This is a genomic window from Pseudomonas migulae NBRC 103157, from assembly GCF_002091715.1.
In the GTDB taxonomy this organism is placed as follows: Bacteria; Pseudomonadota; Gammaproteobacteria; order Pseudomonadales; family Pseudomonadaceae; genus Aquipseudomonas; species Aquipseudomonas migulae_A.
The window spans coordinates 39,436-58,844 of record NZ_BDAG01000012.1; the positions used below are offsets into that span (position 1 = coordinate 39,436).

Genomic DNA, 19,409 nt, shown 5'->3' on the forward strand with positions numbered 1-19,409 from the left:
TTAGGCCGGCTCCCGTCAGAATGGGTAGCGCGGCGCGGTGTCCTTGACCGTCACCCATTGCCATTGGGTGTATTCGTCCCAGTCGGCCGGGCCACCAACGCTGCCGGCATTTCCCGAACTGCCACGCCCACCGAATGGATTGACGCATTCGTCGGCCACCGTCTGATCGTTGATGTGCAGAAGACCGCAATTGAGTTGCTCACCCATCGCCATGGCACGCCCGACCGAAGGCGAGATGATCGCCGCGGACAAGCCATACTCGGTGCGATTGGCCAACTCGATGGCCTCCTCGTCACTAGCAAAACTCACCACCGTGGCCACCGGACCGAAGATCTCCTCGTCGAACGCACGCATGCCCGGGCGCACGCCTGAAAGAACCGTAGGTTGATAGAAGAGCTGTTCAAACTCGCCGCCGGCTTCCAGTGTTGCCCCGGCACTTAAACTGTCCGTGACGATTTCATGCACACGTTGCAACTGTCGTTTGTTGATCAAAGGCCCCAGTACCGCCTCGCCGCGAGCGGCATTGCCGACCGTGATCGTCCGTGCTTTCTCTGCCAGTCTGCGGACCAGCTCTTCAGCGATCGACTCATGGGCCAGGATACGTCCGGTGGCCATGCAGATTTGCCCCTGGTGCAGCCAGGCACCCCAAGCGGCATTGCTGGCCGCCAGGTCGAGATCGGCGTCTTCGAGCACGATCAGCGAGTTCTTGCCGCCCAACTCCAGGGCCACTTTCTTCAGATGACGCCCAGCCACCTCCGCGACCTTGCGTCCCGCCGCGGTAGAGCCGGTGAACGCGATCATCCGTACATGCGGGTCGCGGCACAGCGCCTCACCGGCCACCGCTGCACCCGGCAAAACCTGCAGCAAACCTTTGGGCAGACCGGCTGCCTCGAACAACCGGGCAATGATGAAGCCACCACTGACCGGGGTCTGCGGATCAGGCTTGAGCACCACAGCGTTGCCGGCCGCTAGTGCGGGCGCCACCGAGCGCAGGGACAGCACCAGAGGAAAGTTGAACGGAGAAATCACCCCGACCACGCCATGGGGCAACCGGCGTGCATAGGACAAGCGCCCCGCCTCGCTCGGAAGAACCAGGCCATGGGGTTGCGACAGCAGACCGGCCGCCTGATGCAGCAAGACGATCGCCTCACGGACCTCATGTTCACCCTTGAACAGACTGCCGCCGCTTTCCCGAGCGATGTACAGCGCCAGCTCGGCAAAGTGTTGCTGGGCCAGTGCTGCGGCTTTGCGAAAGATCTCCGCCCGCTCGCGCGGCCCCAATGCCGCCCAGGCCGGCTGGACACGGGCAGCGTTGAGACTGGCAAACGCGATGTCCGCCGCATCGGCCAGGCCGGTGACAGTCAGCATCTCGCCGGTGGCTGGCTCGCGTACGCTATTGGTTCCGCCTAACGGGCGTATCCAGTCGCCATTGAAAACGCGTTCACACCACACCTCGTCCCGCAGAAAATCAGAGGGTTCACTTACCGACATTTCGGCCTCCCGGCTCTTGTGTTTGTCATCGCCCGACGACGCCTTGCTGAAGCGGTGAAGTCGACTGCGTCGTGAAAGCACTAGAGCAAGGGCTGTGCCGATTTCCCGCGTGCCACCATTATTTAGATGGCGAAGGCTCTGGCCTGTGGGCTCAAGATGAGCACTCAAAGATCAGGCGAGGGTCTCGACGCTCCGCCAGCACCGGGCCACTTGTTCAAATGATAAAGTTATGTTTAATAACTATTTTTGAAGTTACTGATTTCGATCAGTCATTGCGCTCAGGGGCATAACAATGAATAACCCCCACTTGCTGTTTCCCGGTCTCGCGATGCGGGAGGAGCATTTCTCGCCCCGCGGGGACAGTACCCAGCTAGCCGAGGGCAACTCACCGACCGTGGCCGAGTTGACCGAATGCCTGTTCTTTTCCCCTGTCGACGGACGCATCTGGCTCAACGATCAGCGAATGCTGCTGTTGCACAGTTCATCCTTCGGCGCACTTCGGCGCGAGATCATCGACCGCCAGGGTCTGGAACAGACCCGGGGTCTGTTTACCCGCACCGGCTACCTGTCAGGCGCACGCGATGCACGGCTGATCCGCGAGCGTTGGCCGGACGCCGATGCCGCGGCGATTTTCTCCGCCGGCACTCGCCTGCACACCCTCGAGGGCATGACCAAGGTCGAACCCCTGCACTTCAAGTTCGACGCCGACTCCGGCTTCTACGAAGGTGAGTTCCTCTGGCATCACTCCTGCGAGGCCGACGAACATATCGCCGCTTACGGGATCGGCCAGGACCCGGTGTGCTGGACCGAACTGGGTTATGCCATCGGTTATGTCAGCGGGCTGTTCGGCCGCCTGGTGATCTTCCGTGAATCCGAATGCCGGGGCATGGGCCACGAGACCTGCCGAGTGGTCGGCAAGACCGCCGAACAATGGGGTGATGTCGAACAGGACCTCAGTTATCTCACCTCCTCGCCATCAAGCGTCGCTCCCAGGCAGCGTCCAGCACCAGTACCCGCCCCCAATGACGACAGTGAAATGCCTGGCGGGCCAAAACCTATCGGAGCCAGCGCTGCCTTCAATGCCGCCACCCTCGCGTTGCAGCGCGTGGCGCCGACCCCCGCTACGGTACTGTTCAGCGGTGAGTCCGGGGTCGGCAAGGAGCTATTTGCCCGCCAGCTGCATCAGTACAGCCCGCGCCATCAAGCACCCTTCGTGGCCCTCAACTGTGCCGCGATCCCGGACAATCTGATCGAGGCGGAGCTGTTCGGTGTCGAACGCGGTGCCTATACCGGTGCCACCCATTCGCGCCCCGGGCGCTTCGAACGGGCCCACGGCGGCACCCTGTTTCTCGATGAGATCGCCAGCCTCAGCCTGCCCGGACAAGGCAAGCTACTGCGGGCCTTACAGGAACGTGAGATAGAGCGAGTCGGTGGTGGTCAGCCAATCAAGGTCGATGTACGGGTGGTGGCGGCAACCAACGTCGACTTGCGCAAAGCGGTAGCGGCTGGAGACTTTCGTGAGGACCTATTCTACCGCTTGAACGTCTTCCCCATCACCCTGCCGCCACTGCGTGAACGACGCGACGACATCCCGTTACTGGTCAATGCGTTCCTGCGGCGCTTCTGCCAGGACTACGCGCGCAAACCCGCCGGGCTGACCATGCGCGCACTCAAAGCATTGCTACGCTACGACTTCCCCGGCAACGTGCGGGAACTGCAGAACCTGGTAGAGCGCGGTCTGATCGCCAGCGAGGATGGTCAAGCCATCGACCTGGTCCACCTGTTTCGCAACGAGCCAATACCCCAGGAGTTGTACTCTCTGGACGACAAGGGCAGCCTCGCGGCCATCGACCAGAGCCCCGCCAGCGCACAGCCTCGCCCGGCCTTGCTGGAAACCTTGACCCGGCTGGAGCAAGGATTCTCCATTGAAGGACTGGAGTCGCGCTTGATCGACGAAGCGTTGCAACAGAGCGAAGGCAATCTGGCTGCGGCCGCACGACTGCTGGGATTGAGTCGTGCGCAGTTCGCCTATCGGCTGAAGAAGTACCAACAGGCGTCGGCAGAGCGGGCATCCTGAAGCGCAAAGCCATTCACGTTTATCACCCCCAAAAAAACCGCCATTGGCGGTTTTTTTGTACATAAATATTTTTTAATGGATCCATTGCGCATGCCTAAAACATACTCGACTTGAGTAAGTCATACCTTCTTATGCCTTATTACAAGCATTAACGGCAGCATGACACGGTTGACTTGCGACATCCGCTTATCGCCTAATGGATCCATCAAAACAAAAACAAGCGCTGACCTGGAGAATGTTCATGTACCCAAAAAACACGTGGTACGTCGCCTGCACCCCCGATGAAATTGCACAAGGCCCCCTCGGGCGGCAGATCTGCGGCGAAAAAATCGTTTTCTATCGCAGCCAGGAAAACCAGGTTGCAGCGGTCGAGGACTTTTGCCCGCACCGCGGCGCGCCGCTCTCATTGGGCTATGTCGAAAACGGCAACCTTGTGTGCGGCTATCACGGTCTGGTCATGGGTTGCGACGGCAAAACGGTCGAAATGCCAGGGCAACGGGTACGCGGCTTCCCTTGCAACAAGACTTTCGCGGTGGTCGAACGTTACGGTTTTATCTGGGTCTGGCCTGGTGAACAGGACAAGGCCGACCCGACACTGATCCACCACCTGGAGTGGGCCGTGAGCGATCAATGGGCGTACGGCGGCGGTCTGTTCCACATCGGCTGCGACTATCGCCTGATGATCGACAACCTCATGGATCTGACGCACGAAACCTACGTACATGCGTCCAGCATCGGCCAGAAAGAAATCGATGAGGCCGCCCCGACCACGACGGTCGAGGGCGACGAAGTGGTCACCGCACGCCACATGGAAAACATCATGGCGCCGCCGTTCTGGCGCATGGCCTTGCGCGGCAATAATCTGGCCGATGATGTGCCGGTGGACCGCTGGCAAATCTGCCGCTTCTCGCCACCCAGTCACGTACTGATCGAAGTGGGTGTCGCCCATGCCGGCAAAGGCGGCTACCACGCCGACGCCGAGTTCAAAGCTTCAAGCATCGTGGTCGACTTCATCACCCCGGAAACCGACACATCCATCTGGTACTTCTGGGGCATGGCGCGCAACTTCAATCCTCAGGATGAAGCACTCACCGCGACCATTCGCGAGGGTCAGGGGAAGATTTTCAGTGAAGACCTGGAGATGCTCGAACGCCAGCAGCAAAACCTGCTGGACCACCCCCAGCGCAATGTGCTCAAGCTCAATATCGATGCGGGCGGCGTGCAGTCACGCCGTGTCCTGGAACGCATCATCGCCAGCGAGCGAGCCCCCGAACCGCAATTGATCGCCACCGTTCAATAGGCTGGCCAGGGCACGCCATGTCGTGCCCGCCCCTTGCGCAGCACACGTTCAAAATAACCAGAAGTGACCACTGCGGTGGCAACGCTCCGAGGATGAAGCATGATCGATGTAGTGGTGGTATCGCGCAAAAACGAAGCTCAGGACATCTGCAGCTATGAATTGGCCTGCGTCAATGACAGCGCACTGCCCGGTTTCAGTGCCGGCGCGCACATTGACGTGCACCTGCCCGGCGGACTCATCCGTCAATACTCCCTGTGCAATCACCCCGAAGAGCGCCACCGTTACCTGATCGGTGTGCTCAAGGATCCAGACTCGCGCGGCGGCTCGCAATGCCTGCACGAACAGATCAACACTGGAGATCGCCTGCGCATCAGCGAGCCACGCAATCTGTTCCCGCTGGCACACCAGGCCAGGCGCAGCCTGTTGTTTGCCGGCGGCATCGGTATCACACCGATTCTGTGCATGGCTGAACGTCTTGCACACAGCGACGCGGACTTCGAGATGCATTACTGCGCACGCTCAAGCGAGCGTGCAGCCTTTGTCGAACGAATCAGGAACTCGTCTTTCGCCGACCGGGTATTTCTGCATTTCGATGAACAACCCGAAACAGCGCTGAACGCCGCCAGGGTATTGGCCCAGCCAGGAGAAAACGTTCATCTGTATGTTTGCGGGCCGGGGGGTTTTATGCAGCACGTGCTGGACAGCGCCAAGGCTCAAGGCTGGCAGGAAGACTCGCTGCACCGCGAATACTTTGCCGCCACGCCAGCCGATACCAGCAACGACGGAAGCTTTTCGGTCAAGGTCGGCAGCACCGGCCAGGTCTTCGAAGTCCCGGCCGACAAGACCGTGGTTCAAGTACTGGAAAGCCATGGCATCGATATCGCCATGTCCTGCGAACAGGGCATTTGCGGCACGTGCCTGACCAGGGTACTGGAGGGCGTGCCGGATCACCGCGACCTGTTCCTCACCGAAAATGAGCAGGCACTCAATGATCAGTTCACTCCGTGCTGCTCGCGCTCGAAATCACCGCTGCTGGTGCTGGACCTCTGAAAAGGCCGAGCCTCACTCAGAGCGGTGAATGACCTTCATCCGCTCATTGGCTGTCGCAGAACCAAATATCTCGGCATAGCGCAGGGTAGCGTTGGCGTGTTCGCGCATGATCGCTTCGGCGCGGGCCCCCTGGCGATTGATCAGGGCATCGAAGACGGAATGATGTTGCATGTGGGCGAAGTTGAAACGCCGATACTCGCGGACCATGTCGTTACGATCCACCGCCAGCGCGGTCACCGAAGCAAACGGCAGGTGGTCATTGCGCGCCAGCGCATCGGCGATGGCCGGGTTGTGGCTGCCGTCGACGATCACCTGATGGAAACGCATGTTGAGGTCATGGTAGACCTCCAGATCGTCTTCTGTGACATAGCCCTTGTCGAACAACTCGTCACCTTGCAGCAGGCATAGTTCCAGGATCGCGCGCCCCTCTGCCGAAAGCCCGCGCTCGGCGGTCTGACGCGCCGCCAGGCCTTCGAGCACTCCGCGTACCTCGACGGCACCGGCGATGTCATCGGCACTGACCGAGCGCACCTGAAACCCTCGACCGCCGAACCGCACCAACAACCCTTCCTGTTCGAGGGTTCGAAAAGCCATACGTACCGGCATCCGGGACACCCCGAACAGCTGCGCCGTGGGAATTTCCATCAGTCGTTCGCCAGCAGCCAGCTCTCCCGAGGCGATCATCTTGCGCAGCGCTACCAGCACCAACTGACCGGGCTTACTCATCCAGGCAACTTCCAGAAAACGTGGGCGGCCATAGTAACGCAAGCCTTGCACAAGCTGGAGATCAACTCGCACAGCAGCAAATACGCAAAAAAGAAGCTCGCGGTTTCCAGTTTGCCAGCGCGCAGGAGGCTATAGGGCTCAGTCGCGGTACTGCGGGTTCTCGATCAGCACGGCCATGCCCTGCCCGCCACCGACACAGGCAGCGGCGATCCCATAGCGCAGATTCTGCTCGCGCAACTGCCGGGCCAGCGTCATCACCAGACGCAGGCCGGTGGCGGCCAATGGATGGCCGAGGGCAATTGAGCCGCCACGGCGGTTGAGCTTGTTGGTGTCCAGCTCCAGCGCCTTGGCCACTGCCAGCACCTGCGCCCCCTGCGCCTCGTTGATTTCAAACAGGGCGATATCATCCTGCGCCAACCCGCTGCGTTGCAGCAGCAGCTGGATCGCCGGAGCCGGGCCGATCCCCATGAACTCCGGGGCCACACCGACCACCGCCGCCGCCAGCAGGTTTGCCAGTGCCGGTCGCGTACCCGCCGTTGCGCGGCCGACCAGAGCCGCCGCTGCACCGTCCACCACCGCACAGCTGTTACCAGCGGTTTGCACACCCCCCGCATGAATCGCCCGCAACGTCGCCAACGCGAGGAAATCAGTGGGCCGAATGTGGCTGTCGAGGGTGACTGCGTCTACCCGACGTGGCAGCGTAATGCCCCGAGGCTGATAGCCGTCCAGATCGAATGACTCGTTGCGCACTGCGACGATTTCATCGGCGAACCAGTCAGAAGTCTGCGCTTGCAACGCTTGCTCGTGGCTGTTGAGGGCATAGGTATCCACCGCTTCGCGACTCAGGCCATGACGCCGGGCAAGGTTTTCCGCCGTGGCGATCATGTCCAGTCCCGGTGCCGGGTCGTACAGCGCCTCCCAGAGGAAATCCTTGAAATCCACCGACGCACCGAGACGAAATCCGTCCCGATGGGTGTAGGCAGCAATCGGGTTGCGCGACATGGATTCGGCGCCCACGCACAGCGCCAGTTCCACGCCGTCGCGAAGTTGCTCACCGGCCTGGCGCAACAGCTCAAAACCGGTCGCGCAAATGCGCTGCACCGCCAGCGCCGGCACCTGTTGCGGCACACCGCTGTAAAGACCGATGTGGCGTGGCAGCAAGTAGGCGTCGAAGCTGGCCTGGGCCATGGAGCCCGCCAGCACACTGTCGACCGCTCGCGGATCGAACCCGGCACGGGCCAGCACTTCACGACCGACCTTGATGCCCAGATCGATGGGCGACACCTGAGCCAGCGCACCACCGACGTCAATCCAGGGCGTGCGCACGGCCTCAAGAATCGCCACATCGGTGAAGGCCGAATACTGCCCTGCGTAACTCAAGACCATGGACCGGCGTGCAGGATCGAGAGGTCTTCGCCTCGATACAGCGCCTCAACCTTGTCGGCACGCCATTGCAAGACCGCCCGCTGGTTGATCGAGCCTTTGTCGGTGATTTCACCGCGATCGATGGAGGCGGGTTCATCGAGCAGCGCGATCCATTCCAGGCGGCTGGCATTGCCGGTGGCGTCGCGGTTGAGCCGTTGCAGCCAATCACCAAACCACTGACGCACCGGCGCGCTGGCCAGGACCTCGGCATCACTAGCGTCCGGACTCAAACCGGCCAGACGTCGGCATTCGTACAGCCGAGGAAAGACCAGCGCACCCAGACATTCGCGGTCCGGCGCGGCCACCACCATATCCTGAACATAGGGCGAACCTTCGAGCACTGCGCGATTGCGTAACGGGCCAACGCTGACAAACACGCCGGAGCTCAGTTTGAAGTCCTCGGCAATGCGCCCGTCGAACATCAGCCCCAGTTGTGGATCACGGGCATCGGCCAGTTTCAGCGCATCGCCGGAACAGTAGAAACCTTGTTCGTCGAACACTTCGGCGGTCTGCTGTGGTGCACGCCAATAACCGGGCATGATGTGCGGCCCGCGAAAACGCCCCTCCAGCTTGCCGTCCACCGGCACCAGCCGCACTTCACAACCGGGAGCCGGCAGGCCGATATAACCGGCCATGGACAGTGGCCCGGTGGTGAAGGTGCAAGACGGTGCCGCCTCGGTCATTCCGAGCCCTGCCATCATGCGAATGCGTTCGCCACAATGCTGTTCGGCGACCCGGTCCAGGCGATCCCAAATCCTCTGGGACAAGCCGGCAGCGGCGAAAAAGAACAGCTTCATGCGCGAGAAAAAACGTTCACGCAACTCGCCATCCTGCTCCAGGGCGTTGACCAGTTCTTCCCAGCCCTTGGGCACAGTCAGGTAGGCGGTGGGCGATACCTCTTTGAGGTTGCGCAGTGTTTCGGCAAAACCCTGGGCGGTCGGCTTGCCATCGTCCAGGTAAAAGGTGCCGCCGTTGTACAGTACGATGCCAACGTTGTGGCTGCCGCCGAAGGTGTGATTCCACGGCAACCAATCCACCAGCACCGGTGGTTCTTCGCCGAATACCGGGAAGGTCTGCAACAGCATCTGTTGGTTGGCGCAGAGCATGCGCTGGGTGGTGACCACCGCCTTGGGCAGCCTGGTGGAGCCGGAGGTAAACAGAAACTTGGCGATGCTGTCCGGCCCGGTCGCCGTGAAGGCGCAATCGGCCTCGGCACCGCCGGGCTGCTCCAGCAGGCCGGCAAAGCTCATCTGACTCCGGCCCGGTATTTGGCCATGCACGGTGATCAGCGGCGTGTCAGCCGGCACCACCGCATCGATTGCCCGCTGATAGGTCGAGGCGTCGCTGACAAACACCAGGCCCGGTTGTAGCAGGTCGCAGACATGCCGCAACTTGGCGAAATCCTGAGACAACAACGAATAGGCCGGTGAGACCGGGCTATAGGGAATGCCCGCGTACATGGCGCCCAGAGCAATTTGCAAATGCTCGATGTCGTTGCCCGAGAGGATCGCCAGCGGTCGTTCGGCCGAAAGCCCATAACTGAGCAGGCTTTGGGCAATGGCGCGGACGCTGGTCAGCATCTCGGCGTAACTCACCCGGCGCCAGTCGCCGCCGTCCTGGCGAGCAGCGATAAAGGTCTGTTGCGGGCGCACCTGTGCCCAGTGCACCAGGCGATCGAGCAGGCGTGCGGGCAACTCAGCCAAAGGCTCCAGGGAGCGCATGTGCAAAATGCCCTGCTCTTCGCTGACCTCGACCGCTGGACGGCCGATGGATACGTGGCGATAGCGCGGCGCACTGGCTTCGTTCTGGGGTGGCGATCTGAATTCGGAACTCACGTGCTTGTTCTCCATCAAGGCACACCACGGCTCGCACAAATGCGTTCACCGGGGCATGGCAGCCTGCGACTGCAGCCTCGTTATTGTTATGTCTGGCCTGCACGCGGGCGACGATCGCTCTCAAGCGTTCGTCGCCCAAAGGTGCGACGTCTGCTCAGATCGGGTAGTGCCGCGGTCCGTTCTGCAAGGTCACCCAACGTAACTGAGTGAAGTGCTCGATGGACGCCTTGCCGCCAAAACTGCCATAGCCGCTGGACTTGACTCCGCCGAAGGGCATCTGCGCCTCGTCGTGCACGGTCGGGCCGTTGATATGGCAGATACCCGATTCGACCCGCTGAGCCAAGGCCAGAGCGCGGCTAGTGTCGCGACTGAAGATCGCCGCCGACAAGCCGAATTCGGAATCGTTGGCCAAGTGCAACAGCTCTTCGTCGCCCTCGCCTCGTAGCACCACCGCCACCGGGCCAAAGGATTCTTCGCGGTACAGACGCATGGCATCGGTGACGCCGTCGAGCAAGGTCGGCTGCAGAATGCTGCCCTCCAGCTGACCACCCGCAACCAGGGCTGCGCCCTTATCGAGGGCATCGTCGATCAACAGTTTGATGCGTTCACCGGCATTGCTGTCCACCAGAGAACCGAGGACCGAACCTTCGGCATTGGGATTGCCCGCGGGCAAGGTGGCGATCTTCGCCGCCAGCCTGGCGACAAAGTCATCGGCCACTTTGGCATCGACAATCAGGCGCTCGGTGGACATGCAAATCTGGCCCTGATTAAAGAAGGCGCCAAAGGCCGCCGCCTCCACCGCTGCATCCAGGTCGGCATCCTCCAGCACCAGGAACGGCGCCTTGCCTCCCAGCTCCAGTAACGCCGGTTTGAGATGACGCGCCGACAGTTCGCCGACGATGCGCCCAACATGGGTCGAACCGGTGAAGTTGACCCGACGCACCGCCGGGTTGGCGATCAGCCGTTCAACAATCGCCGCGGCATCCTGGGGCGCGTTGCTGATGACGTTGACCACGCCATCACCGAGGCCGGCGTCTTGCAACACTTGACCGATCAGCCGGTGCACCGCCGGGCTCAGTTCCGACGCCTTGAGCACCACGGTGTTGCCGCAGGCCAACGGCATGGCGATAGCGCGAGTGGCGAGGATCACCGGCGCGTTCCAGGGCGCGATGCCCAGCACCACGCCGCAGGGTTGACGCAAGGCCATGGCGAAGCTGCCGGGCACATCGGAGGGAATAATTTCGCCGGTGATCTGGGTGGTCATGCACGCGGCTTCGCGCAGCATGTTGGACGCCAGGTGCACATTGAAACCGTACCAGTTGGCCATGGCACCAGTCTCGCCGGCCGCCGCGATGAACTCCGCGCAGCGAGCCTGCAACTGCTCAGCCGCGCGCAGCAACCGGGTACGTCGCTCGTTGGGGGCCAGGGCCGCCCAGGCGGGGAATGCCGCTTTGGCCGCGGCGACCGCAGCATCGGCATCTTCCAGGGTGGCGGCGGCAACACGCGACACAACCTCACCGGTCACCGGATTACGCCGTTCGAAGGTTCGACCGTCTCGGGCGGGGCACGACTGGCCGCCAATCAGCAGGGGCACGTCCAGCATGGTGATTCCTCTTTATTGTCTTTATCGGGAATACGTTCGAGGGGTTCAAAGTAGCGCCGAGGCGCCGGAGCGAACAGCTGGCGGACGCTCGATCGCCCGGCCAGCTCGCCTTGAGTTCAACGCCGGTATTCAGCGCTTGTAAGCCTGCAAACCGGGCTTGATGCTCTTGTCGTCGAGGAACTGCTTCATGCCCTGCTCGCGGCCACCTTCGGTGTCCAGCAGGCGCGACTGATCGAGCTTGGCGTACAGGTAATCTTCGTTCTGCTCCCAGGTGAGTTCGCGGCAACGCTTGAAGCCATGCTTGGCCGCGCGCAGCACCACCGGGTTTTTCTCCAACAGATTGCGCGCCAACTCGATTGTCACGTCACGTAGTTGTGCCAGGGGCACGCTCTCGTTAACCAGGCCCATTTCGGCGGCTTTCTGCCCACCGAAGGTCTTGCCGGTCATGATGTAGTACAGCGACTGGCGATGGCCCACGGTGTCGGCCATCGCCTTGCTCACCAAATTGCCCGGCGGAATGCCCCAGTTGATTTCTGACAGGCCGAAGGTCGCTTCATCGGCGCAAATCGCCAGGTCACAGGCCACCAGCGGGCTGAAACCACCACCGAAGCACCAGCCGTTGACCATGGCGATGGTCGGCTTGGCGTACATGCGCAGCAGTTTCCATTGCCATTGAGAGGCTTCGCGACGGATTTTTTCCTGAAGGATTTCCGGGCCGGCGTCCACTTCACGGAAGTATTCCTTGAGGTCCATGCCTGCGGTCCAGGCTTCGCCCGCACCGGTCAGCACCAGTACACCGGCGTCTGGATCCTGCTCCAGGGTTTCCAGAACGTCGATCATCTCGCGGTTCAGGGTCGGGCTCATGGCGTTGCGTTTTTCCGGGCGGTTGAGGATGACCCACGCGATGCCTTCCTCGATTTCCACTTTGACGGTTGTCCAGCGACCTTCGTAATTGCTCATGGTGATGCTCTCTTGTTCTTGGCTTGACGATGGGTAAAAACTAAACCGACAAATTAGTTATGTCAATTAACTATTAATTGAATTAACCAAATGTTTTTCGCCATCGAGCTCCATGGAAGGGCGACGTGTTAGGCTCCTGACATAGCTATTCCTGTCCAACCTCGTCAAACTAGATACCTTTATTAACCTGAAACCCGAGGGATTTTCCCGCAATGGCCAAGTCGTCCAAAAATGTCGCTGCCCCAGAAGCCCTGGCCGTCAACGCTGAAATTCAGGCGCCGATGGACTCCGCATTGGACGAGCTGATCGGTTACGCCATGCGCCGGGCCCAGTTGAAACTGTTCCAGAATCTGATCAGCCGACTTGCGGCCCACGACTTGCGGCCCGCCCAGTTCTCGGCCCTGGCGATCATCGAGCAGCACCCCGGACTGATGCAGTCCGACCTGGCCAAAGCCCTGGCTATCGAACCGCCCCAAGTGGTGCCGCTGCTTAACAAACTCGAAGAGCGCGCGCTCGCGGTACGGGTACGTTGCAAACCGGACAAACGCTCCTATGGGATATTCCTGAGCAAGACCGGCGAGACGCTACTCAAGGAGTTGAAGCTGATTGCGGCCGAGAGCGACATGGATGCCACGTCCGCTCTCGACAGTCAGGAACGCGAAGAACTGCTCAGGTTGCTGAAAAAGGTCTATCAAGCCTGAAACGCGAACGCCGGCGCGCTCTTGGGGAGCGGCCGGATTCATTACAAGTGAAACGGCTTACCAGATCGGCACGGTGTAGAGCACCAGAAAGCGCGTCTGGTTTTCATCGCGAAACGCCGCGCCGGCGGGGAAGTCGTTGCGATAGATCGACTTGCGCGCCATCAGCCCGACATTCTTCAGCGGACCACTCTGGATCACATACCCCAGCTCCATCTGGAACTCCCGTTCCTTGCGGTCGTCGGCATTCAACGCCGCCAGTTCGATATGGTCACCGCGCACATAACGCAGCCGGCTCTTCAGGCCAGGCACCCCGGCGGCGGCGAAGTCATAATCGTACATCGCTTGCCAGGTCCGCTCCTTGGCATTGAGAAAGTCCGAGCTCATGGTCAGCTCGCTCATGCCCATCAACTCGGTGCCCGACACATAGGGCGTCGCTGTGTCGCCACTGGCGTGCATATAGCCGAGGCTCAGACGATGGCCGCCAAAGCGATAGCCGAACAGCGCCGAGAGGTTGCGGTTGTCCACTTTGCCGGCCTTGGCGCTGCCGTCTTCATCGCTGAAAAAACTGCGCAGGTCGCTGGTCAGCGTGCCCTCGCCCACCTGCAGATTGTGCAGCAAGGCCAGGGTGTTCTGCTGATACAGGTCCGCCACTTCGGCGTGATAAGCGCGCAGGCTGAGGTTCTTGTTCACCTGGTAATCGCCGCCGACATAGGCCATGTGCGATGAGGTGGCCGCGCCATTGAAACGCCGGTTCGGCGAAGCGATGCTCATTGGCTGGTAGTCGGTGGAATCACGCTTGTTGATGCGATCGATGTAGCCGGTGTTGAAGATCAGTCCGTCGATGTCCTTTGAGCTGAGCGTGGTGCCGCGAAAAGTCTGCGGCAGCAGCCGCGACGGGCTGGCGAAAGCGAATGGCAGGAAGATCGACACGTCGCCGGTTTTCACCGTGGTCTGGGCAACACGCATCTTGGCAGTCATGGCCAGGCGCGAATACTCGTCCGCCGCGCGCTTGTCGCTGCTAGACACCGGCAGCAACTCGGTGCCGCTGCGGTCCGGCGCCGAATCCAGCTTGACCCCCATCAACCCACGAGCGTCCAGGCCGAAGCCGACACTCCCCGGGGTAAAGCCCGACTCCACGTTCATGATGAAACCCTGAGCCCATTCCCGTGCCGCGGTTTTCGCCCCGTCATCCTTGTAGTCCCGATCCAGGTAGTAATTGCGCAAGGTCAAGGTGCCGTGACTGTCATCGATAAAACCGTCAGCCAGCGCCGATGGCGCAATCAAACTCAGGCCCAGCAAGGCCAGGTGGCGTGCGGTTGAATCCGCCACAAGGGCGTCCCAAGGAAGGTTTGGCATGTTCGATGTCCACTTATTGTTGTTGTTTTTTGAACGGGACTGTTGGGACTATCCCGGAGATCTGCAGCCAGAGAATGGAAACAGCCTGGCGTGGCGTCAATCGCGAGCGACCGATAAACGAACATTAATGTAATTATCTATTTTTCGAGCAACTCTCTATCACCACGCCATATACCTGATTTAATTGACTTAAATGGTGTTTTTCAGCGAAAAATCTTTGGTATTCATTTTTTAGTTATATTTGTTAATCTTATTTCAGCCCTGTCATCGCCTCGTGAGAACAGGCTCGCGCTCATCCGTCAGCACACCAACAAAAACAATAATGAGGTTCGCCATGGACACCCCATCACGTCGTACGACGCTGACCATTGCCCTGTGTTTTATCGTTGCACTGATCGAAGGTTTCGACCTGCAAGCTGCCGGTACTGCCGCCGCGGGCCTGCGCCAGACCTTTGCCCTGGACCCGAAATCGATGGGCTGGGTATTCAGCGCCGGAATTATCGGTTTGCTGCCGGGCGCCTTTTTCGGTGGCTGGATTGCCGATCGAATCGGCCGCAAGAAAATCCTCATCGCAGCGGTGCTGCTGTTCGGTGTGTTCTCCCTTAGCACCGCTTACGTCAGCAGTTTCTCTGGCCTGCTACTGGCTCGCTTCATGACTGGCCTGGGCCTGGGCGCCGCCTTGCCCAACCTGATCGCCCTGTGTGCCGAGGCCGTGGGTGAGCAGCGTCGCGGTACCGCGATCAGCATCATGTATGCCGGCGTGCCGTTGGGCGGCGCATTGGCTGCGGTGGTCGCCATGCTCTTTACCGAGCATTGGCAGACAACCTTCATCATCGGCGGGCTCGCGCCCTTGCTGGTGGTGCCGCTGATGATCCTGTTGTTGCCCGAGTCCAGCGCCTTTCGCCAGCAACAAGGCACCGTCACCATGGCCCGCACTTCAACCGGCCAAGCGTTATTCGGCGAAGACCGGGCCCGCGTCACCTTGGCGTTGTGGCTTAGCTACTTCTTCACCCTGACCGTGATGTACATGTTGCTCAACTGGCTGCCATCACTGCTGCTGGAACAAGGTTTCAGCAAAGCCGAGGCTGGCCTGGTGCAGATGCTGTTCAACATCGGCGGCGCCCTCGGCTCGCTACTGGGCGGAGTGCTGCTGGATCGCTGCAACGGCGTCAAGGTGGTGCTGTTCGTATACGCCGCATTGTTGGCAGCGCTGGCCGGGGTCGGCACGTCGGTGGGCATCGTCCCCATGGCCATCGCCGGGTTTTGCGCAGGGTTGTTTGTGATGGCCGCGCAGCTGGTGCTTTACGCCTTGGCACCACCGTCGTACCCGACCTCGGTACGTGCCACCGGCGTCGGCGCCGCCGTAGCCATCGGTCGTCTGGGGTCGGTGGCCGGGCCTTTGGCCGCGGGACAGATTCTGGCGGCCGGGGCCGGCACCACTGGGGTGTTACTAGCGACTTCACCGGGGTTGGTGATTGCGGCATTGACCATCATCAGCGTGATTGTCCGCTCGGCCCCGAAGACTGTGCCCGAGTTGAGGACAGCGAAGCCAGTCGCGGACAAACCCTGACCGCGCCGTCCGCCACAGAAACAAGAAAAGAGACCGAAGTCTCTTTTCTTGTTTTCAGCGGCCGGCTAACACACTGCAATATGGGAATCGGCTCGCGGCTCGGTGCCGCCGCACAGCACACCCGTGTCCGGGTCGCGGATGATAATCTGCCCTCGGCCATAGTTGATCAGGTCGCAATCAACCTGAATCTGGTGTCCGCGCCGTGCCAGCGAAGCGGCCAAGTCACGAGACGCCCCGTGTTCGATGCCGACCTTCATTTCCCCCAGCCATTGCCACCGCGGAGCGTCCAGCGCGGCTTGGGGGTTGAGACCAAAATCAACCAGATTCATGACCATCTGCACATGGCCTTGGGGTTGCATATACCCCCCCATAACGCCGAACGGTCCCACCGGTACGTCGCCTTTGCTGATGAAACCGGGAATGATCGTATGAAAGGTTTTTTTGCCCGGAACCAGGCAGTTGGCGTGCTCGGGATCGAGACTGAATTCCTGCCCGCGGTTCTGCAAGGCGATGCCGCTGTCGGGCAGCACCACACCGGAACCGAAGCCGTGGTAGTTGCTCTGGATAAAGGAGACCATATTGCCCTCCGCATCCGCCGCGGCCAGATACACCGTACCACTGGAGTGGGGGGTGCCGGGCTTGGGAGTCTGAGCTTGATCAACGATCTGTTCACGGCGCTGGCTACTGTAGGCATCGCTGAGAAGGTCAGCCACCGCCACACGCATGTGCAGCGGATCGGTGATGTAATGCAGGCCGTCGCTGTAGGCCAGCTTCATGGCTTCCAACTGACGATGCCAGGTCTGCTGGCTGTCTCGGTGGTCGAAGTCGAAGCCCTGAAGGATTTTCAGGGTCATCAGGGCCACCAGCCCTTGCCCGCTTGGGGGGATTTCCCACACATCGTAGCCGCGGTAGTTGATGCTGATCGGATCCACCCATTGAGCGCGATAGTCCCGCAGGTCGCTGGCTCGCAGGTAGCCGCCGGTGGCGCGGGAATGGGCATCCAGACGCTGAGCCAGGTCGCCGCGATAGAGACTTTCGCAAGCGCTGTCCGCCAGTTCTTCAAGCGTTCGGGCTTGCGCCGGGTTGCGGAATAATTCACCGGCCTTTGGCGCACGACCTTCAATCAGGAACGTGTCGAACCAGACGTCGAGCACTGGGTCTCGATGGGGGCCGAATTCATCCAGAGCGGTCTGCCATTGTCGGGCGACCACCGGTGACAGTGGAAAGCCATCCCGGGCCAGACTGATGGCGGGCTGCAGCAACTCGGCAAAGGGCAGCTTGCCGAAACGTTTGGACAGCTCCGCCCAGGCCGAAGGGCAACCGGGCACCGTGACCGGCGTCCAGCCATAAAGCGGCATCTGCTCGTGACCACTCGCTTTGACGGCATCAATAGTCAGTGCCGCCGGCGCGTGGCCGTTGCCGTTGAGTCCGTGTAATCGGCCTTTGCTCCAGACCAGGGCGAAGGCGTCGCCGCCCAAGCCGCAGCCAGTGGGTTCAACCACAGTAAGCGCTGCTGCCGTGGCAATCGCGGCATCAATCGCATTGCCCCCTTTGCGCATGATCTCGATGCCGGCCTCGGCAGCCAGTGGCTGTGAAGCCGCGACCATGCCACGGCGGGCAAACACGCTCTGACGTTGCGACGGATAGGGATATTCGTGGGCAGAAAATTTCAACATGGCAAAAGTTCTTCCAAACAAGGATTCATTGGCCGCAGGTGTCCGGTTTCATTGCCGGGTGAAAAAAGACCCGACTGAGAAGGTCAAAGCACGCGACTGAGAAAGGCCTGGGTTCGCGGGTGAGTCGGTCGACTGAAGATCTGTTCCGGCGGCCCCTGTTCGATCAGTTCCCCCTGATCGAGGACCACCACGCGGTCAGCGACTTCTCGGGCAAAACCCATTTCATGGGTGACCACCACCATGGTCATGCCGTCATCGGCCAACTGTTTCATCACCTGCAACACCTCACCGACGGTCTCCGGATCGAGGGCGCTGGTGGGCTCGTCGAACAGCATGGCCTGGGGTTTCATCGCCAACGCCCGGGCGATGGCCACGCGCTGTTGCTGTCCACCGGACAACATCGACGGGTAATGCATGGCCTTGTCCGCCAGACCGACCCGCGCGAGCAAGGCCCGGGCCTGTTCCAACGCTTCGGCGCGTGGCACGCCGAGCACCTGGATCGGTGCCTCGATGATATTTTCCAGCGCGGTCATGTGGGGGAACAGATTGAAACGCTGGAAGACCATACCGATGTCCCGACGCTGGCGAGCGATGTTGCGCTCGGAGTCGCGCACCAGGCTGCCATCTGCGCGCTCGCGGTAACCCATGGAGCGACCGTTGACGCGAATGCGCCCACCCTGAATGTCTTCCAGCAGATTGATACAGCGAATGAAGGTGGTTTTGCCTGAACCCGAGGCGCCGATCAACACCACCACTTCACCGCGCCGCACCTGCAAGGAAATCCCCTTTAGAATCTCCAGGTCACCGAAGGACTTGTGAATGTCCAGGGCCTCGATGATCAGTTCTTCACTTTTGTGCGCCATGCTTAACGCCCCCTCAGCAATTTCAGAGTGCCGCGGCCGAACATGCGGCTACCAGCCGCTGGCGGTGCGGGTCGATCGGACTGTCCGAAACGCGCCTCCAACCAACGCTGGAAGAAGCCCCAAAGGGTGGTCAGCAGCAGGAAATAAATCGCCACCACCAGGTAGAGTTCAAATACCCGGAATGTCGCCGAGGTGACCATTTGCGTGCTCAGCAGCAATTCCTGCACGCCAATCACACTGACCAGCGTCGTATTCTTGAGCATCACGTTGAACTCGTTGCCCAGCGGAGGAACGATGACCCGGAACGCCTGAGGCAGAACGATTCGCCGCATCAGTTTGGCGAAGGTCATGCCCAGCGAACGCCCAGCCTCGTATTGCCCCTTGTCCACGGCGCCGATCCCCGCGCGGATGATCTCGGCCATGTAGGCGCCTTCGTTCAGGCCCAGGGCGATGATCGCAGCCTGAATGTTGCCAGGCACCACCAGACCCAACAGCTCCACGTCCTCGAAACGGAAGATCCCGCCGGCGGCCAATGCGGTGTAGAGAAAAACGATCTGCACCAACAGCGGCGTGCCGCGCATCAGCCACACGTAAAACCGTACCGGCAGGTTGAGTAGCGGGTTGCGCGACAGACGCATCAGCGCCGCCGCCAGCCCCAGTACACAGCCTAACGCCATCGCCAGCACACTGATCAGACAGGTCAGCCAAAGTCCGGTGAGGTAAACCCCGCTGGGCTGCAACAGGTATTGCCAGAACACATCCCAATTGAAATTCAT

General features: G+C 60.8%; 15 protein-coding genes. 5 read left to right on the forward strand and 10 right to left on the reverse strand.

Translation table 11 applies throughout. From position 1 onward, the window contains the following. Window positions 1-15 precede the first annotated feature (15 nt). Window positions 16-1,491, reverse strand: coding sequence for a benzaldehyde dehydrogenase (locus tag PMI01S_RS11625; protein WP_084320047.1), 1,476 nt, complete (start codon window positions 1,489-1,491; stop codon window positions 16-18). A 292-nt stretch (window positions 1,492-1,783) separates the two neighbouring features. Here PMI01S_RS11625 and PMI01S_RS11630 point away from each other — a divergent pair, with 292 nt between their 5' ends. The 3 genes from PMI01S_RS11630 to PMI01S_RS11640 all read left to right on the forward strand — a co-directional run bounded on the left by PMI01S_RS11630 (window position 1,784) and on the right by PMI01S_RS11640 (window position 5,918). Next, on the forward strand, window positions 1,784-3,568 hold the full coding sequence (locus tag PMI01S_RS11630) for a sigma-54-dependent Fis family transcriptional regulator (RefSeq protein ID WP_084320049.1): 1,785 nt from the start codon (window positions 1,784-1,786) through the stop codon (window positions 3,566-3,568). Window positions 3,569-3,809: 241 nt separating this feature from the next. After that, window positions 3,810-4,868, forward strand: coding sequence for a Rieske 2Fe-2S domain-containing protein (locus PMI01S_RS11635; RefSeq protein WP_084320050.1), 1,059 nt, complete (start codon window positions 3,810-3,812; stop codon window positions 4,866-4,868). A gap of 99 nt (window positions 4,869-4,967) precedes the next feature. After that, window positions 4,968-5,918, forward strand: coding sequence for a PDR/VanB family oxidoreductase (locus PMI01S_RS11640; protein ID WP_084320052.1), 951 nt, complete (start codon window positions 4,968-4,970; stop codon window positions 5,916-5,918). 12 nt (window positions 5,919-5,930) lie between these two features. On the opposite strand, the gene PMI01S_RS11645 is transcribed toward PMI01S_RS11640, so the two are convergent. The 5 genes from PMI01S_RS11645 to PMI01S_RS11665 all read right to left on the reverse strand — a co-directional run bounded on the left by PMI01S_RS11645 (window position 5,931) and on the right by PMI01S_RS11665 (window position 12,467). Beyond that, entirely contained in the window at window positions 5,931-6,644 is a 714-nt protein-coding gene (locus tag PMI01S_RS11645; RefSeq protein ID WP_084320054.1) for a GntR family transcriptional regulator, read from the reverse strand. Between the two features lie 138 nt (window positions 6,645-6,782). Continuing rightward, window positions 6,783-8,024, reverse strand: coding sequence for a thiolase family protein (locus tag PMI01S_RS11650; RefSeq protein ID WP_084320193.1), 1,242 nt, complete (start codon window positions 8,022-8,024; stop codon window positions 6,783-6,785). Beyond that, complete coding sequence (locus tag PMI01S_RS11655; RefSeq protein WP_084320195.1) at window positions 8,021-9,904, reverse strand: feruloyl-CoA synthase; 1,884 nt, start codon at window positions 9,902-9,904, stop codon at window positions 8,021-8,023. Before PMI01S_RS11655 ends, PMI01S_RS11650 begins: the two co-directional genes overlap by 4 nt. A gap of 154 nt (window positions 9,905-10,058) precedes the next feature. Next, entirely contained in the window at window positions 10,059-11,507 is a 1,449-nt protein-coding gene (locus PMI01S_RS11660) for an aldehyde dehydrogenase (RefSeq protein WP_084320056.1), read from the reverse strand. A gap of 129 nt (window positions 11,508-11,636) precedes the next feature. Next, window positions 11,637-12,467 carry a p-hydroxycinnamoyl CoA hydratase/lyase gene (locus PMI01S_RS11665; RefSeq protein ID WP_007940331.1) on the reverse strand — a complete coding sequence of 277 codons (831 nt, stop codon included), beginning with the start codon at window positions 12,465-12,467 and terminating at the stop codon, window positions 11,637-11,639. 212 nt (window positions 12,468-12,679) lie between these two features. Here PMI01S_RS11665 and PMI01S_RS11670 point away from each other — a divergent pair, with 212 nt between their 5' ends. Beyond that, entirely contained in the window at window positions 12,680-13,168 is a 489-nt protein-coding gene (locus PMI01S_RS11670; protein ID WP_084320057.1) for a MarR family winged helix-turn-helix transcriptional regulator, read from the forward strand. Between the two features lie 57 nt (window positions 13,169-13,225). Here the strand turns inward: PMI01S_RS11670 and PMI01S_RS11675 are convergent, their stop codons facing one another. Further along, window positions 13,226-14,524: an OprD family porin gene (locus tag PMI01S_RS11675; RefSeq protein ID WP_084320058.1), complete on the reverse strand. Its 1,299-nt coding sequence runs from the start codon at window positions 14,522-14,524 to the stop codon at window positions 13,226-13,228. Between the two features lie 334 nt (window positions 14,525-14,858). On the opposite strand from PMI01S_RS11675, the gene mhpT reads away from it, so the two are divergent. Further along, window positions 14,859-16,094, forward strand: coding sequence for a 3-(3-hydroxy-phenyl)propionate transporter MhpT (gene mhpT / locus PMI01S_RS11680; RefSeq protein ID WP_084320060.1), 1,236 nt, complete (start codon window positions 14,859-14,861; stop codon window positions 16,092-16,094). Window positions 16,095-16,159: 65 nt separating this feature from the next. On the opposite strand, the gene PMI01S_RS11685 is transcribed toward mhpT, so the two are convergent. The 3 genes from PMI01S_RS11685 to PMI01S_RS11695 form a co-directional block, all read right to left on the reverse strand. Continuing rightward, window positions 16,160-17,770, reverse strand: coding sequence for a gamma-glutamyltransferase family protein (locus tag PMI01S_RS11685; protein WP_084320062.1), 1,611 nt, complete (start codon window positions 17,768-17,770; stop codon window positions 16,160-16,162). A gap of 83 nt (window positions 17,771-17,853) precedes the next feature. Next, window positions 17,854-18,633, reverse strand: coding sequence for an amino acid ABC transporter ATP-binding protein (locus tag PMI01S_RS11690; RefSeq protein ID WP_084320064.1), 780 nt, complete (start codon window positions 18,631-18,633; stop codon window positions 17,854-17,856). Between the two features lie 2 nt (window positions 18,634-18,635). After that, a complete protein-coding gene (locus PMI01S_RS11695) occupies window positions 18,636-19,409 on the reverse strand; it encodes an amino acid ABC transporter permease (protein ID WP_084320066.1) in 774 nt (257 codons plus the stop codon).

Bases quoted from the DNA above. Each gene is read 5' to 3' on its own strand.
- PMI01S_RS11625 (WP_084320047.1), bottom strand. From the start codon at position 1,491: ATGTCGGTAAGTGAACCCTCTGATTTTCTGCGGGACGAGGTGTGGTGT.
- PMI01S_RS11630 (WP_084320049.1), top strand. From the start codon at position 1,784: ATGAATAACCCCCACTTGCTGTTTCCCGGTCTCGCGATGCGGGAGGAG.
- PMI01S_RS11635 (WP_084320050.1), top strand. From the start codon at position 3,810: ATGTACCCAAAAAACACGTGGTACGTCGCCTGCACCCCCGATGAAATT.
- PMI01S_RS11640 (WP_084320052.1), top strand. From the start codon at position 4,968: ATGATCGATGTAGTGGTGGTATCGCGCAAAAACGAAGCTCAGGACATC.
- PMI01S_RS11645 (WP_084320054.1), bottom strand. From the start codon at position 6,644: ATGAGTAAGCCCGGTCAGTTGGTGCTGGTAGCGCTGCGCAAGATGATC.
- PMI01S_RS11660 (WP_084320056.1), bottom strand. From the start codon at position 11,507: ATGCTGGACGTGCCCCTGCTGATTGGCGGCCAGTCGTGCCCCGCCCGA.
- PMI01S_RS11665 (WP_007940331.1), bottom strand. From the start codon at position 12,467: ATGAGCAATTACGAAGGTCGCTGGACAACCGTCAAAGTGGAAATCGAG.
- PMI01S_RS11670 (WP_084320057.1), top strand. From the start codon at position 12,680: ATGGCCAAGTCGTCCAAAAATGTCGCTGCCCCAGAAGCCCTGGCCGTC.
- PMI01S_RS11675 (WP_084320058.1), bottom strand. From the start codon at position 14,524: ATGCCAAACCTTCCTTGGGACGCCCTTGTGGCGGATTCAACCGCACGC.
- mhpT (WP_084320060.1), top strand. From the start codon at position 14,859: ATGGACACCCCATCACGTCGTACGACGCTGACCATTGCCCTGTGTTTT.
- PMI01S_RS11685 (WP_084320062.1), bottom strand. From the start codon at position 17,770: ATGTTGAAATTTTCTGCCCACGAATATCCCTATCCGTCGCAACGTCAG.
- PMI01S_RS11690 (WP_084320064.1), bottom strand. From the start codon at position 18,633: ATGGCGCACAAAAGTGAAGAACTGATCATCGAGGCCCTGGACATTCAC.
- PMI01S_RS11695 (WP_084320066.1), bottom strand. From the start codon at position 19,409: ATGAATTTCAATTGGGATGTGTTCTGGCAATACCTGTTGCAGCCCAGC.